12 protein-coding genes and 1 pseudogene are annotated in these 13,970 nt (G+C 67.7%); 12 read left to right on the forward strand and 1 reads right to left on the reverse strand.

Annotated elements, in window-relative coordinates; genetic code table 11:
- Nucleotides 1-72 precede the first annotated feature (72 nt).
- Nucleotides 73-810: a Crp/Fnr family transcriptional regulator gene (locus SFC76_RS18215; RefSeq protein ID WP_322850824.1), complete on the forward strand. Its 738-nt coding sequence runs from the start codon at nucleotides 73-75 to the stop codon at nucleotides 808-810.
- 11 nt (nucleotides 811-821) lie between these two features.
- On the opposite strand, the pseudogene SFC76_RS18225 reads toward SFC76_RS18215, so the two are convergent.
- Nucleotides 822-3,209, reverse strand: a pseudogene (locus tag SFC76_RS18225) (TonB-dependent receptor).
- 280 nt (nucleotides 3,210-3,489) lie between these two features.
- Here SFC76_RS18225 and SFC76_RS18230 point away from each other — a divergent pair.
- From SFC76_RS18230 to SFC76_RS18280, 11 genes are all read left to right on the forward strand, one after another.
- A complete protein-coding gene (locus SFC76_RS18230; RefSeq protein ID WP_322850827.1) occupies nucleotides 3,490-4,926 on the forward strand; it encodes a methyl-accepting chemotaxis protein in 1,437 nt (478 codons plus the stop codon).
- 286 nt (nucleotides 4,927-5,212) lie between these two features.
- Complete coding sequence (locus SFC76_RS18235; RefSeq protein WP_416222445.1) at nucleotides 5,213-6,640, forward strand: methyl-accepting chemotaxis protein; 1,428 nt, start codon at nucleotides 5,213-5,215, stop codon at nucleotides 6,638-6,640.
- A 32-nt stretch (nucleotides 6,641-6,672) separates the two neighbouring features.
- Nucleotides 6,673-6,978, forward strand: coding sequence for an STAS domain-containing protein (locus SFC76_RS18240; RefSeq protein WP_322850829.1), 306 nt, complete (start codon nucleotides 6,673-6,675; stop codon nucleotides 6,976-6,978).
- An 11-nt stretch (nucleotides 6,979-6,989) separates the two neighbouring features.
- Complete coding sequence (locus SFC76_RS18245) at nucleotides 6,990-9,164, forward strand: chemotaxis protein CheA (RefSeq protein WP_322850830.1); 2,175 nt, start codon at nucleotides 6,990-6,992, stop codon at nucleotides 9,162-9,164.
- Entirely contained in the window at nucleotides 9,161-10,021 is an 861-nt protein-coding gene (locus SFC76_RS18250; RefSeq protein WP_322850831.1) for a CheR family methyltransferase, read from the forward strand. The genes SFC76_RS18245 and SFC76_RS18250 overlap by 4 nt, the downstream gene beginning before the upstream one ends.
- The gene (locus SFC76_RS18255; RefSeq protein ID WP_322850832.1) at nucleotides 10,018-11,058 is read left to right on the forward strand and encodes a chemotaxis response regulator protein-glutamate methylesterase; all 1,041 of its coding nucleotides are present in this window, start codon (nucleotides 10,018-10,020) and stop codon (nucleotides 11,056-11,058) included. Before SFC76_RS18250 ends, SFC76_RS18255 begins: the two co-directional genes overlap by 4 nt.
- On the forward strand, nucleotides 11,055-11,612 hold the full coding sequence (locus SFC76_RS18260) for a chemotaxis protein CheD (protein WP_322850833.1): 558 nt from the start codon (nucleotides 11,055-11,057) through the stop codon (nucleotides 11,610-11,612). Before SFC76_RS18255 ends, SFC76_RS18260 begins: the two co-directional genes overlap by 4 nt.
- A gap of 32 nt (nucleotides 11,613-11,644) precedes the next feature.
- Nucleotides 11,645-12,010 carry a response regulator gene (locus SFC76_RS18265; RefSeq protein WP_322850834.1) on the forward strand — a complete coding sequence of 122 codons (366 nt, stop codon included), beginning with the start codon at nucleotides 11,645-11,647 and terminating at the stop codon, nucleotides 12,008-12,010.
- 23 nt (nucleotides 12,011-12,033) lie between these two features.
- Entirely contained in the window at nucleotides 12,034-12,477 is a 444-nt protein-coding gene (locus SFC76_RS18270; RefSeq protein ID WP_322850835.1) for a chemotaxis protein CheW, read from the forward strand.
- A gap of 89 nt (nucleotides 12,478-12,566) precedes the next feature.
- Nucleotides 12,567-13,577: a chemotaxis protein CheB gene (locus SFC76_RS18275; protein WP_322850836.1), complete on the forward strand. Its 1,011-nt coding sequence runs from the start codon at nucleotides 12,567-12,569 to the stop codon at nucleotides 13,575-13,577.
- Nucleotides 13,574-13,915, forward strand: a complete 342-nt coding sequence (locus SFC76_RS18280; protein WP_322850837.1) for a hypothetical protein — start codon at nucleotides 13,574-13,576, stop codon at nucleotides 13,913-13,915. Before SFC76_RS18275 ends, SFC76_RS18280 begins: the two co-directional genes overlap by 4 nt.
- Nucleotides 13,916-13,970 lie beyond the last annotated feature (55 nt).

Raw genomic sequence — 13,970 nt, forward strand, 5'->3', positions numbered from 1 at the left:
GATCAATCTATGTTGCTGTACGGAAGCGGACCAAAAGGTGTCGACGAAGCGGCGGGGGGATGCGGACGGCGGATGGCGACGGGGGTGAAGAGCGTGATCGGCACGCAGGATCGGGGCACCAGCAACCGGCTGCTGCTGCAATTGGCGGATGCGGATTGGGCGATGCTGACACCGCATCTGGAACGGGTGACGTTCGCGGTGGGCGACGATATCGCCAGCGCCGGCGAACGGATCGCCAGCGTCTGCTTCTTCGACGACGGCATCGCCGGCATCCTCGACGCGCTGGAGGGCGACCGCCGCTATGCGGTGGCGCTGGTCGGGGCGGAGGGGTTCATCGGCTGGCCGCTGCTGCTCGGCGACGACCGCTCGCCCTATGACGTGACGATGCGCGCCGAACATGGCGCAGCGCTGCGCCTGCCCGCCCCCGTGCTGCTCGCAGCGGTCGAGCAGAGCGCGGGATTGCGCGCGATGCTGCTGCGGTTCGTCCAGACGCTGATGCTGCAGATGGGGCGGACGATCGTCTCGTCACTGGCCCACCCGATCGAGCGGCGCATGGCGCGCTGGATCCTGCTCTATCACGATCGCGTCCGCGAGGATGATATCTGCATGACGCACGAGGAGTTCCGGCTGATGCTCGGCGTGCGGCGCAGCAGCGTCACCGACGCGCTGCACCGGCTGGAAGAGGAACAGGCGATCCGTGCCTTCCGCGGCCGCGTCGTAGTGCGCGACCGCGGCAAGCTGATGACGCTTGCCGGCGACACCTACGGGCATGCCGAGCAGGAATATCGTCGCCTGCTCGGCACCCGCTGACCCCCGGCGGGTCAGAAGCCGCGGCGTAAAGTGACGAACCACTGGCGCGGCGCACCGGCGAGCAGCGTCTGGTTGTCGCCGCTGGCGACATAGCCGTTGCTGCCGATCGTCGCGATGTAGCGCTTGTCGGTCAGGTTGGTGACGCTGCCCTCGATCGCCAGTCCCTCCAGAACGCCACCGAGGCCATGCAGCCGGTAGCCGATGCTCGCATCGACCAGCAGCCGCGCCCCGACCGACTGGTCGTTGAGATAGGTGAAGTAGCGCTTCGTCATGTAATCGCCACCGGCGCGCGCGAAGAAGCGGTCGTCGTCATAGACGATCTCGCCCTTGACCATATGTTCTGGCGTATCGACCACCGTCTTGCCCTTGGTCGGCGACAAGACGATGCCCGCCGCGCTGAGCACGTCGTCCTGATAGGTCGATTTGTTGTAGGAATAGCTGGCGAACAGCGTCAGCGGCCGGACGATGCGATAGCTTGCCGACGCTTCGGCGCCATAGCTCTCGACGTTGCCGGCGTTGTTCAGCGTCGGCGGATTGCCGATGATGCCGGCGCCGTTGGAAAAGGACAGCAGGCGATTGGCGAAGTCGACGTAATAGCCGACCGCAGACACCTGCAAGCCGCCGCTATGGAGGCGGACGCCGCCCTCGACGGTCTTCGACGTCTCCGGCTTCAAGTTCGAGCGGATCGCATCGAAGCCGTCCTTGCTCGTTGCGAAGGGCCCGGTCGTCGCAGACGATACGAAGGCACGCATGTTTTACGTGTAGCTGGCGAACAATTCAGCGCCGCTGCCGAGCCGGTACAGCGCACCGACCTGTGGCAGGAACCAGTCGCGCGCCTGGATTTTGCCGGTGCCAAGCGCACCGGTGAACAGATTGGCGCGGTTGCCGACGCGCATGCCCTTCCAGCCGCCGTTGAGCGTCAGCGCGCCGAGGTCGAGCGTATCGGCGACGTGATATTGCAGCGTTTCCGTATCGTATTTACCATCCCAGTCAGTCTGGAAGGGAGCGGACTGGAAGGACAACGTGTCGCGGTTGGGCGTATTGTCGCTGCCCATCCCGTAATAGCGGCGCGCCTGCCGGAAGCTGTTGCTTTCATACCAGCCGCCAAGTTCCAGCGCATTCGCCCCGGTCCGCAACGTCAGCCGGGTGATGTTTCCGGCACGGTCGATGCCATATTCCGTGGTGCGGAACGACAAGGGTGAGACCGCTGCGATCGTGCCGCCGCGGCCATCGGGCGCTCCGGCGGGAGTCTGGGCGTAAGGCGTGATCCACGAGCCTTGACCCTTGTTGTGATGATAATACGCCGTCGAGACGATCGACAGCGCATCGGTCAGCTTGGCGTCGAACGTGACGCCACCCAGCCAATCGCGGCGCAGGCCGCCGGCATCGTAATAAGCATCGTCTACCGTGGCGAAGCCGGCCGGATATGTGAAACCCGCGGTGGGCCAAGGCGGGATGAACCCCGCCGTCGAGCCATTGTTGGCATCCGAATATTGTTTGGCCTTGGCAAGGTTTTGGAACACGCGGCCGATTTGCAGCGCGAGCGGATAGTTGCCGGTGATGTTGTCGTTGTTCAGCCCGCGGCGGCGGATGATGTCGAGGCTGAGATCCTGATAGTCGTTCTCGCGCCGGTCGGAGAAATCGACGAAGCCGGTGATGCTGCCGCGCTCGCCGAAATCCTTGACCAGTTTGGCGTTGGCCTGGTGCTGACGCTGGACGCCCTGGCCCTTCCACTTGTCGGTGGTGAGGAAGCCGTAGCTCAGATAGCCCTTTAGCCCGCCGCCCATGTCGCCGCTCCCGGCGCGGACGAAGGCGCGATAGGTCTGGTCGCTGCCATAGGTGCCCGAGGCGACGAGATCGGGGGTATCGGAGGGCTTGCGGCTGGTGAATTGCAGTGTGCCGCCGAGATTGCTGGTCGATGCGGTGCCGAGCGCGCCGGCACCCTGCGCCACCGTCGTCGTCGCCAGGTTTTCGGAGATGATCGCGCGGCTGATGTGCAGCCCGTTGACGTTGCCGTAGCTCATGTCGCCGAGCGGCACGCCGTCGAGGGTGAAGCCGAGCTGGTTCTGGTTGAAGCCGCGCAGCGAGATGCGCGTCGACCATTCATAGGCACCGAAGGCGTCGGACGATTGGAAGTTGACGCCGGGCAGCTTGGCGACCGCCTTCAGCGGCGAGGTGCCCGGGGTCAGCCGCTCCATGTCGATCGCGGATACCGTCTGCACCTGCCGGCTCTGGCCGAAGCCCATGACGACGATGTCGCCGCCGGCGCCGCCGGTCGTCCCGTCGTCGCTCTGCGTCACCGCGGCGGCGGTGTCCTGCGGCACCTCCTGCGCCTCGGCGGCCTGCGCCATCAGCAATGCGGCCGAGGCGACGCCGACCCACCGAAACCGTTCGATCATGCTCTTATCCCCCTGGCGCCGATGCGCTTTCAGGGAGGCTGGTGACGTAGGCGCGTGACAGAATCGCGACCGTTGCACGACGGCGCGGTGACAACGGCGATCATGGCCGCATCGGGCACGATTCCTTTAAAAGCCGTTCTATAATGGCAACAGGTCCGTTCAGATTGGCTGTATTTAACGAGGTCTTCAGACTTTCGGTCCAATTTGAACGTTAGAGGCTGATTCGAAACGATGAAGAGGCCGGGATCGGCGGGAGCGTCCGCCTTCATCGAAGGACCTGATGATGTTTAAGTGGTTCGCGAATCACGCGCCCATCCGTACCAAGTTCAAGGTTTTGCTCGCACTGCACGGCACCGTGGCCGCGACCGGGGTCGCGACGACCTATCTCGCCGCGGAGGCGACGCCCGCCGAAGCGACGATCTACGTCGTCGTCGCCGCCGTGCTGTTCGTCGTGACGGTCGTCGCGGTCCTGGTCAGCGGCAAGGCGATCAGCGATCCCTATGTCGCATCGGTCGTCCGCATGGAGGAACTGGCCGCGGGCGACCTCAAGGCGCCGATCCCGTTCGCCGACCATCGCGACTGCATCGGCCGGATGTCGCGCGCGGTCAGCGTCTTCAAGCAGAATGCCGAAACCGTCCAGGCCGCCGCCGCCGCGCAGCAGCAGGTCGTCGGCACGCTCGGCGAGGGGCTGACGCGGCTGGCGGCGAGCGACCTCAGCTTCCGGATCGAGCAGAGCTTCCCCGCGGATTACGAGCGGGTGCGCGTCGATTACAACCGGGCGCTGGATGCGGTCGCCGAGACGATGCGCGCCGTGACCGAAGCGACCAGCGGGATCAACAACGGCGCGATCGACATCCGCCAGGCGTCCGACGATCTGTCGCAGCGCACCGAGCAGCAGGCGGCGAGCCTGGAGGAAACCGCGGCGGCGATGGACGAGATCACCTCGACCGTCCGGCAGACCGCCGCTGGCGCGGTGCGCGCCAACAGCGTCGTCGAGGAAGCACGTATCGACGCCGAGCAATCGGGTCAGGTCGTCCGCCGTGCGGTCGAAGCGATGGGCGGGATCGAGCGTTCCTCGAACGAAATCTCCGACATCATCTCGGTCATCGACGGCATCGCCTTCCAGACCAACCTGCTGGCGCTCAACGCCGGCGTCGAGGCGGCGCGTGCCGGTGACGCGGGCCGCGGCTTCGCGGTCGTCGCCTCCGAAGTGCGCGCGCTCGCTCAGCGGTCGGCCGAAGCGGCCAAGGACGTCAAGACGCGCATCACCGCCTCGTCCGAACAGGTCGATGCCGGCGTCGAGCTGGTCAGCGAGACCGGCAAGGCGCTCGACCGGATCATCGGCCGCATCGGCGAGATCAGCACGCTGGTCGGCCAGATCGCCTCGGCCGCCGAGCAGCAGGCGACCGGCCTGCAGCAGGTCAACACCGCGGTCAGCGAGATGGACGGCGTCACCCAGCAGAATGCCGCGATGGTCGAGGAAGCGACCGCCGCCGCGCGCAGCCTGTCGGCCGAGGCCGACGAGCTCGCCCGTCAGGTCGCGCGCTTCAAGCTGAACGCCGGCGAACCCGTCCTGCGCGCGGTGCCGGTGGTGCATCAGCTGCAGGACCGTGCCGCCGATGCCGGCCGCCGGATCGCGCGCTCGGCGCGGCGCACCGGCACCGGTGGCGGTGGTACCGCGGTCGCGGTCGCATCGGACGATTGGTCGGAATTCTAAGCGATCGCGACCGGCCACGGCCGGTCCGCTCTAGGAAGAAGGGAAGGGGGGCAGCGTGCAGTTTCATCGTATCGATCATCGCGACCGTGCTTGCCGCCGCTCTTCCGCCGGCCGCACGCGGTTCGTCACCGATCGCGGCCATGCCGCGCGGCGCGACCGCCGGCACCGCACCAATCTGATTACACCCAAAATGGGTGGTCAACGTCGCGTTAAGTCGATGCTGCCACCCCCCATCGTCATGGACCGGACGGACCGTTTCCGCCGGTCGTCGATGGAGACGTTGCCGATGTTGAGCTGGTTCGAGAAACGCGCGCCGATCCGCGTCAAATTCCGCGTCCTCGCAGGAATGCAGGCGCTGCTCGGTGCCATATTGGTCGCGATCACGGCGGGGGCGTCGACGGGCATGATCCATACCAGCCCGGCGATCGACATCGGCGTCGCGGCACTGACCGTCGTCGTGATGTGCGTGACGACGCTGTTCGCCGGCGGCATCATGTGCCGGCCCTATGTCCAGACGGTGCTGCGCATGGAAGCGCTCGCCGCGGGCGATCTGCAGGCGCCGATCGCGCATACCGACAACAAGGATTGCGTCGGCCGGATGACCAAGGCGATGGCGATCTTCCGCCACAACATGGAGGAAGCCAATACCGCCGGCGCGCAGCGGGCGATGGCGGGCGCGCTGGCCGAGGGGCTGGGGCATCTGGCGCAGGGCAATCTGACCTTCCGCATCACCAGCGACTTTCCGGCCGAGTTCGAGGCGCTGCGCAGCGATTTCAACATCGCGATGGAGGCGATGATGGCGGCGGTCGCGGCGGTCAATCACGCCGCCGCGAGCATCGACGGCGGCTCGGGCGACATCCTGCAGGCGTCGGACGATCTGTCGCAGCGCACCGAACAGCAGGCGGCGAGCCTCGAGCAGACCGCGGCGGCGATGCAGCAGATCACCGCCACCGTCCGCGACACCGCGGCGCGGGCCGAGCGCGCCAACGGCGTCGTCGGCGCGGCGCGCGGCGAGGCCGAGGAATCGGGCCAGGTCGTCGCCCGCGCGGTCGACGCGATGGGCGGGATCGAACGCGCCTCCGACGAGATTTCGGAGATCATCTCGGTGATCGACGGCATCGCCTTCCAGACCAACCTCCTCGCGCTGAACGCCGGGGTCGAGGCGGCGCGGGCCGGTGACGCGGGCCGCGGCTTCGCGGTCGTCGCCTCCGAAGTGCGGGCGCTCGCCCAGCGCTCGGCGGAAGCGGCCAAGGACGTCAAGACGCGGATCACCGCTTCGTCGGTGCAGGTCGATGCCGGCGTCGCGCTGGTCAGCGCGACCGGCGAGGCGTTGCAGCGGCTGATCGGCCGGTTCGGCGAGATCAGCGGGCTGGTGGCGCAGATCGCCACCGCCGCCGAGCAGCAGGCGACCGCCCTGCAGCAGGTCAACGTCGCGGTCGGCGAGATGGACGGCGTCACGCAGCAGAATGCCGCGATGGTCGAACAGGCGACCGCCGCCGCGCGCAACCTGTCTTCCGACGCGAGCGAGCTGGTCGCGCAGATGGTGCGCTTCCGCACCGGGCGCCCGGCCCAGCCCGCGCTGAAGGCGGTACCGACCGACAATCGCGTCCACCGTCTGCAGCGCCGCGCCGCCGACGAGGGCCGCCGCATCGCCGGACAGTCGCACCGGGGGACCGCCGTCGCGGTCGCCGGTGACGATTGGTCCGAATTCTAACCCGTTTCGAACGTATCGAAAGTCGAACCCGCATGTCCCTGCCCGCCACATCCCTGCTTCCCGAGATGCTCGATACGTCGGCGGCCGGTCCGCTGCGCGTCGCGCTGCTCGACCGGATCGACCGCGGTGAGCCGGTCCATCTCGACGGCAGCGAGGTGACGCGCGCAGGTCTTGCTTGCCTCCAGGTGCTCGCCAGCGCCCGCGCCACCGCGGTGGAACAGGATGTGGACTTCCGGATCGACCAGCCCAGCGAGGCGCTGGCGCGGATGATCGCGCTCGCCGGGCTCGATGCGGCGCTCGACCTGCCGGGCGACGACGACCGCGATCTGGCCGCCTGAAAGGATTGATGATGAACCTCGACGAGATCCAGCAGATCTTCTTTCAGGAATGCGACGAAGGCCTCGCCACGATGGAGGCGAGCTTCGGCAGCGTGCGCCAGGGCGATTACGATCCCGAGACGATCAACACGATCTTCCGTGCGGTCCATTCGATCAAGGGCGGCGCCGGCGCCTTCGGTCACGAGCGGTTGCAGGCCTATGCGCATGAATACGAAACGCTGCTCGACCTGGTGCGCAACGGCACGCTGACGCTGACCGCCGACCTGCTCGGCACGATCGTCGGCGCGTTCGACATGCTGAGCGACCACGTCACCGCGGCGCGCGACGGTGGCGACGCGCCCGCCGACGGCGCGATGCTCGCGCGGCTGGTCGCCGCCGCCTCGCCCGATGCGGCGCCCGCGCCGGTCGCCACCCCGGCGGCACCGGTCGCTGCCGAGGAGGTCGCCGACGAGATGGGCTTCGCGCCTGTCGCGTTCGCCGGCGACGATTTCGACGATCTGTTCGCCCTGTGCGAGGCGCCCGCGCCGGTCGGCGCGACCGGCGACTGGCAGGTGACCTTCGTCCCCGGTGCCGACGCACTGGAGAATGGCGGCGATCCGCTGCTGCTGCTGCGCGAATTGACGATGCTGGACGGCAAGGTGCTCGCCGCCGATCTGTCGGCGCTGCCGCCGCTCAACCAATTGCATCCCGAGCGCTGCTATCTCGGCTGGACCGCGATCGTGCCGGCTGCGGTCGCCGAGGACGACATTCGCGCGATCTTCGAATTCATGGGCGAGTGCGAGCTGCGCATCGAGCGGATCGGCGGCGCGGCGACCGCGGACAATGACGACGATCTGCCGTTCGACTTGCCGCTGCCGACGCTGGATGCGGACTTCGACGCGCCCGCACCGGCGCCGGCGCCGGCGCCCGCACCGGTGGCCGCGGCACCCGCGCCGGCACCGGTGGTGCCGCTGCTGCCGCCGGAGCCGGCCGCGCCGCGCGCCGCGGTGGCGCCGGCTGCGCAGACGATCCGCGTCGATCTCGACAAGCTCGACCGGCTGGTCAACCTCGTCGGCGAGCTGGTCATCACCCAGGCGATGCTGGCGCAGCGCCTGTCCGAACATGCGATGGCGGGGATTTCCGAGCTGACCGACCTAGACCATCTGACGCGCGAATTGCAGGAATCGACGATGGCGATCCGCGCACAGCCGATGAAGACGGTGTTCAGCCGCGTGCCGCGTATCATCCGCGAGTTGGAGGTCGAGACCGGCAAGCGCGTCCGCCTCGATATCGTCGGCGAGATGACCGAGGTCGACAAGACCGTGGTCGAACGGATCGGCGAGCCGCTGACCCACCTCATTCGCAACGCGGTCGACCACGGCCTGGAAACCCCGGCCGAGCGGCTCGCCGCGGGCAAGCCGGAAGAAGGTGTGGTAACGCTATCCGCGGCGCATCATTCCGGGCGGATCGTCATCACCGTCGCCGACGACGGCCGCGGCATCGATCGCAAGCGCGTCCGCGCCAAGGCGGTCGAACGCGGCATCATCGCTGCCGACGCTCTGCTGAGCGACGAGGAGACCGACAATCTGATCTTCGCGGCGGGTTTCTCGACGGCGGCGACCGTCTCCAACATCTCGGGCCGCGGCGTCGGCATGGACGTGGTGCGCAAGAACGTCCAGGCGCTCGGCGGCCGGATCGGCATCACCTCGCATTTCGGGTCGGGTTCCAGCTTCGCGCTGTCGTTGCCGCTGACGCTGGCGGTGCTCGACGGCATGATCGTCACCGTCGGCGACCAGACCTTCGTCATCCCGCTCGGCCATATCGTCGAGAGCCTGCGTCCCGATCAGGACGGTGTGAAGGTGCTCGGGCCGAGCGCCTCGCTGCTCGACGTCCGCGGCTCCTACGTGCCGGTGCATCGCGTCGCCGAACAACTCGGCATCGACGGCGCGCAGACCGATCCGTCGCAGGCGGTGCTGATCGTCGTCGAATCCGACGTCGGCCAGGCGATCCTGATGGTCGATACGATCCAGGACCAGCGGCAGGTCGTGGTGAAGAGCCTGGAGGCGAATTACACCGCGATCCCCGGTCTTGCCGGTGCGACCATCCTCGGCGACGGGCGCGTTGCGCTGATCCTCGACGTCGATGCGCTGATCTCGCGCTGGCGGCGCGACCGCGTCGCCGCCGCGCCGCTGGGCCTCGCCGCATGAGCGCGGTGATGCTGGCGGCGAACCGCCCGACCGAATTCCGTTTCGAACCCGCGGATCATGCGGCGATCAGCGCCTTCGTCTACGACGCGGCCGGCATCCTGCTGCCGCCGGGCAAGATGCAATTGGTCTATGGCCGGCTGGCGCCGCGGGTGCGCGCCTGCGGCCTGACTTGCTTCGCCGATTATATCGATCTCATCGATCAGGACGAGGTGGAACGGACCCGCGCGCTCGACGCGCTGACCACCAACCACACCAGCTTCTTCCGCGAATCGCATCATTTCGACCATTTCATGGAACATGCCTGGCCCGCTCTCGACCAGCGGCTCGCGTCGCGCGGCAAGGTGCGGATCTGGTCGGCGGCCTGTTCGAGCGGGGAGGAGCCGTATTCGCTCCTGATGGCGATGTTCGGCACCGAACGCGGCAACGGGCAGCGGCTGGCGCGGACCGATCTGCGCGTGCTCGGCACCGACCTCTCGACCGAGATCCTGGAGGCGGCGCGCGCCGGACGCTATTCGCTGGAGACGGCGGCGAGCATTCCGCAGCCGTTGCGCTCGGTCTGGGTGGCGCGCGACGGCGACCAGGCGGAGGTGCATCCGCTGGTCCGCGAGCGGGTGGCGTTCCGCAAGCTCAACCTGCTCGAATCGTGGCCGATGCGCGGCATGTTCGACGCGATCTTCTGCCGCAACGTGATGATCTACTTCGACGAGACGACGAAGGAACGGCTGCAGTCGCGGCTCGCCGACCAGCTCGAACCGGGCGGCTTCCTCTACATCGGTCATTCGGAGCGGCTTGCCGCGTCGGTGGCGCCGCGGTTCACCTGCGTCGGGCGGACCACTTTCCAGAAGGTAGCGTCATGATCGCCTCGCATCCCAAGACCGCGCCGACCCGCGTCCTGATCGTCGACGATTCGCCGACGATGCGCGCGATGGTGTCGCACAGCCTGTCGCGGTACGACGATATCGAGGTGATCGGCACCGCCGACGGGCCGCACAGCGCGCGCGAGATGATCAAGGCGCTCAACCCCGACGTGATCACGCTCGACATCGAGATGCCCGACATGAACGGCCTCGAATTCCTTGAGAAGATCATGCGGTTGCGGCCGATGCCGGTGGTCATGCTGTCGACGCTGACCGGGCGCGGTGCGGAGGCGACGATCCGCGCGCTCGAACTCGGCGCGTTCGACTGTTACGAAAAGCCCAAGACCGCGTTCGGCGAAGGTCTGGGCGACGATCTCGCCGAGCTGGTGCGCACCGCCGCCAAGAGCCGCCGGCGCCCGCGCTTCGTCACGCCGGCCGCCAAGCCCGCGACCGATTACGAACCGCGTGCCGATGCGATGATCGCGATCGGATCGTCGACCGGGGGCGTCGAGACGCTGATCGAGCTGTTGTCGGGCTTCCCGGCCAATTGCCCGCCGACGGTGATCGTCCAGCATATGCCCGAAACCTACGTGCCGACCTTCGCCGCGCGGCTCGACCGACTGTCGGCACCGCAGGTCAGCGTCGCACGTTCCGGCGCGACGCTGGAGCCGGGCCATGTCTATGTCGCGCCGGGCGGTTCGCACCATCTGGAGGTCACCGGCGGCACGCTGCGCCGCTGCCGCCTGGTCGCCGACGAGAAGATGAGCGGCCACCGCCCCTCGGTCGACCGGTTGTTCCTGTCGGTGGCGCGCTGGGCGGGGGCGTCGGCGGTCGGTGCGATCCTCACCGGCATGGGTGCCGACGGCGCCGAGGGCCTCAAGAAGATGAAGGATGCCGGCGCGATGACGATCGGCCAGGACCAGGATAGCTGCGTCGTCTACGGCATGCCCGCCGCCGCCAAGCAGATCGGCGCGGTGACGGTGCAATTGCCGCTGTCGCGGATCGCGGCACGCCTGCTCACCGAGTGCCGCGCATGAAAAACGCCGTACGGACGGTCGATGGCCTCCGCCGTATCACGATCATGCAGGGCGAGACCAAGGTCTCGGACGATCCCGAGGCGGTGCTGACCACCGTGCTGGGCAGCTGCATCTCCGCCTGCCTGTTCGACCCGGTCGTCAAGGTCGGCGGGCTCAACCATTTCCTGCTCGCCGAACCGGGGAGCAACGACACCGACGTCTCGTCGCTGCAGCGCTACGGCGTCTATGCGATGGAGGTGCTGATCAACGCGATGCTGGCGATGGGTGCGACGCGCACCAATCTGAAGGCGCGCATCTATGGCGGCGCCTCGCTGCGCGACGGCTTCCGCGACATCGGTGCGACCAACGCGCTGTTCGCACGCCGTTTCCTGCGTGACGAGCGGATCGCTTTGGTCGGCGAGGACGTCGGCGGCTACGGCGCGCGTCGTGTCGAGTTCCGCCCGACGCTGGGCCTCGCACGCTGTCGCGTCGCCAACGTCCGCCCGGTCGAGCAATTGCGCGTCGCCCCTGTCCCCGTCCCGGTCGCCGCGGTCGGCGACGTCGAATTCTTCTAATGCGCCCCAATTATCCCAGTGAAGGAAGTTCCGTGCCCAGCACCATCATGACCGTAGACGATTCGCCGAGTATGCGGATGCTGCTGAGAGCGGCGTTGACCGACCTCGGCTATGACGTTCTCGAGGCGGAAGACGGCGTGCAGGCGCTGGAACGGCTGGACGGAGTCGAGCCCGACCTGCTGATCACCGACATCAACATGCCCCGGCTCGACGGCTTCGGCCTGATCGAGAAGGTGCGCGAACAGGACCGGCACCGCAATTTGCCGATCCTGGTGCTGACCACCGAAAGCTCCGACGAGAAGAAGCAGCGAGCCCGTTCGGCCGGCGCGACCGGCTGGATCGTCAAGCCGTTCCACCCGGAAAAGCTCGCTGCGGCGATCCGCCGCGTGCTGCACTGATCGCCTTTTCAGGAGACCGTTCCATGTCCCGCCAGCTCATTACCTTCCAGATCGGCGAGCAGATCCTCGGCGTCGATATCATGGCGATCCGCGAAATCCGCGCCTGGTCGCCCGCCACCCCATTGCCCAACGTGCCGCCGCACGTCCGCGGCGTCGTCAACCTGCGCGGCATCGTGCTGCCGGTGCTCGATCTCAGTCATCGGCTCGGCTGGGGGATGACCGATCCGTCGGCACGCCACGTCATCATCGTCGTGCGCATCGGCGAGCAATTGCAGGGCCTGATCGTCGATGCGGTCAACGACATCGTCACCGTGCCCGACGACGGCATGCAGCCGCTGCCCGATATTGGCGAGACGCCCGCGGCGAATTTCCTGGAAGGGCTGGCGACGATCGACCAGCGTCTGATCCTGGTGCTGGCGCTGGAACGGCTGATCGACAGCACGATGGCGCTGCCCGACGCGGCATGAGTCGGCCGTCCATCGCATTTCGGTAAATCTGGCCGGTCCGCGGACGTTCCTCCCTTTTTACCTCCATTTTCGTTCAAGGAAGCCTGGCCATGGCCGCTGCGGTCAAAGTTCTCGTCGTCGATGATTCGCTCACCATGCGCGCCTTGCTGTCCGGCGCGCTGGAACGGATCCCCGGCGTCGTCGTCGTCGGCTCCGCCGACGGTGCGGAAGAGGCGCGCGCGATGCGCCAGCAATTCCACCCCGACGTGATGACGCTCGACGTCGAGATGCCGGGGATGAGCGGCATCGACTATCTCGCCGAGCTGATGGCGGACCGGCCGATGCCGGTGATTATGTTCTCCACCCGCACCGAGGCGGGGGCGGAGGCATCGATCGAGGCGCTGCGGCTGGGCGCGATCGACTGTTTCCCCAAGCCCAAGGTCGCGGTGGCGGCGGAGTTCGACAAGATCCTCGCCAAACTAGGCAAGCGGATCAAGGCCGCCAAGGGCGCCGTGGTGAAGAGCAGCACGGCGGGCAAGTCGGTCGCGGCGCCGCCGATCGACTGGAACGGCCGCCTGCTCGCGATCGGCGGCGAGGCGGCGGCGACGCAGGCGTTGTTCGATCTGTTCGGCAGCTTTTCCGCCAATTGCCCGCCGACGGTGGTCGTCCAGCACCTCGGTGCCGGGCTCGCCGGTACGCTGATCGACAAGATGGCCGCCGAGATCGCGCCGAAGATCGTGCTCGCCGAGGACGGTATGGCGATCGAACAGGGGACGATCTATCTCGCGCCGCCGGGCGATCATCACGTCGTCGTCGACGGGTGGCCGAACGGCAGGTTGCGCATGCTGCCGCGCGATCCGGTTGCGGGCGAACGGCCCTCGATTTCGATCCTTTTCGCCTCGGTTGCCAAAGCGGCGGGGGCGGAAGCGGTCGGCCTGCTGCTCGGCGCGGATGGCGAGGACGGCGATGCCGGCGTCCGTGCGCTGCAGGCGGGCGGCGGCTATTGCATCGCGCCCGCCGAACAGCGCGCCGACGGCTTCGTCATGACCCGCCGGATGGCATCGCAACCCGTGCCGCCCGACCAATTGTCGCGCAGCGTCATCAGATTGTGCTCGAAATGACCGGTCTCATCCAGAACGCTCCACTTGCCGTCGACGGCGTCGAGCCTGCGCTCGCGCATGCTTTGGCCGACGAGCTGGCCGGCCTCACCACCGTGCTCGCCGATCTCGCCTACGACCTCGCCGCGAATTCGGAGACGTTGCGCCAGCATATGCACAGTCTGCAGGCGATCGACCGGATCACCCAGGCGCAACTCGCGATGGCGGACGTGCTGCGCTCTTCGGCCTCGGCGGAGGAGCGGGTGGCGGCGGTGACGCTGGAGGAACTCGGGACCCGCCTGCTCGCATCGCTGCGGCAATATCGGCAGCAGGGTGTGCCGGTGGCATTCGATATCGCTTGACCGTATCCGCCGCGGGGCAGGGCGGCGGATGCGGCCGGGATCGCGGGCGGACGAC

It is taken from the genome of Sphingomonas sp. CD22, from assembly GCF_034556155.1.
Classification (GTDB): domain Bacteria; phylum Pseudomonadota; class Alphaproteobacteria; order Sphingomonadales; family Sphingomonadaceae; genus Sphingomonas.

Excerpts from the sequence above, each read along its gene's own strand:
- SFC76_RS18215 (WP_322850824.1), top strand. The coding sequence starts at position 73 with ATGGCGACGGGGGTGAAGAGCGTGATCGGCACGCAGGATCGGGGCACC.
- SFC76_RS18230 (WP_322850827.1), top strand. The coding sequence starts at position 3,490 with ATGATGTTTAAGTGGTTCGCGAATCACGCGCCCATCCGTACCAAGTTC.
- SFC76_RS18235 (WP_416222445.1), top strand. The coding sequence starts at position 5,213 with ATGTTGAGCTGGTTCGAGAAACGCGCGCCGATCCGCGTCAAATTCCGC.
- SFC76_RS18240 (WP_322850829.1), top strand. The coding sequence starts at position 6,673 with ATGTCCCTGCCCGCCACATCCCTGCTTCCCGAGATGCTCGATACGTCG.
- SFC76_RS18245 (WP_322850830.1), top strand. The coding sequence starts at position 6,990 with ATGAACCTCGACGAGATCCAGCAGATCTTCTTTCAGGAATGCGACGAA.
- SFC76_RS18250 (WP_322850831.1), top strand. The coding sequence starts at position 9,161 with ATGAGCGCGGTGATGCTGGCGGCGAACCGCCCGACCGAATTCCGTTTC.
- SFC76_RS18255 (WP_322850832.1), top strand. The coding sequence starts at position 10,018 with ATGATCGCCTCGCATCCCAAGACCGCGCCGACCCGCGTCCTGATCGTC.
- SFC76_RS18260 (WP_322850833.1), top strand. The coding sequence starts at position 11,055 with ATGAAAAACGCCGTACGGACGGTCGATGGCCTCCGCCGTATCACGATC.
- SFC76_RS18270 (WP_322850835.1), top strand. The coding sequence starts at position 12,034 with ATGTCCCGCCAGCTCATTACCTTCCAGATCGGCGAGCAGATCCTCGGC.
- SFC76_RS18275 (WP_322850836.1), top strand. The coding sequence starts at position 12,567 with ATGGCCGCTGCGGTCAAAGTTCTCGTCGTCGATGATTCGCTCACCATG.
- SFC76_RS18280 (WP_322850837.1), top strand. The coding sequence starts at position 13,574 with ATGACCGGTCTCATCCAGAACGCTCCACTTGCCGTCGACGGCGTCGAG.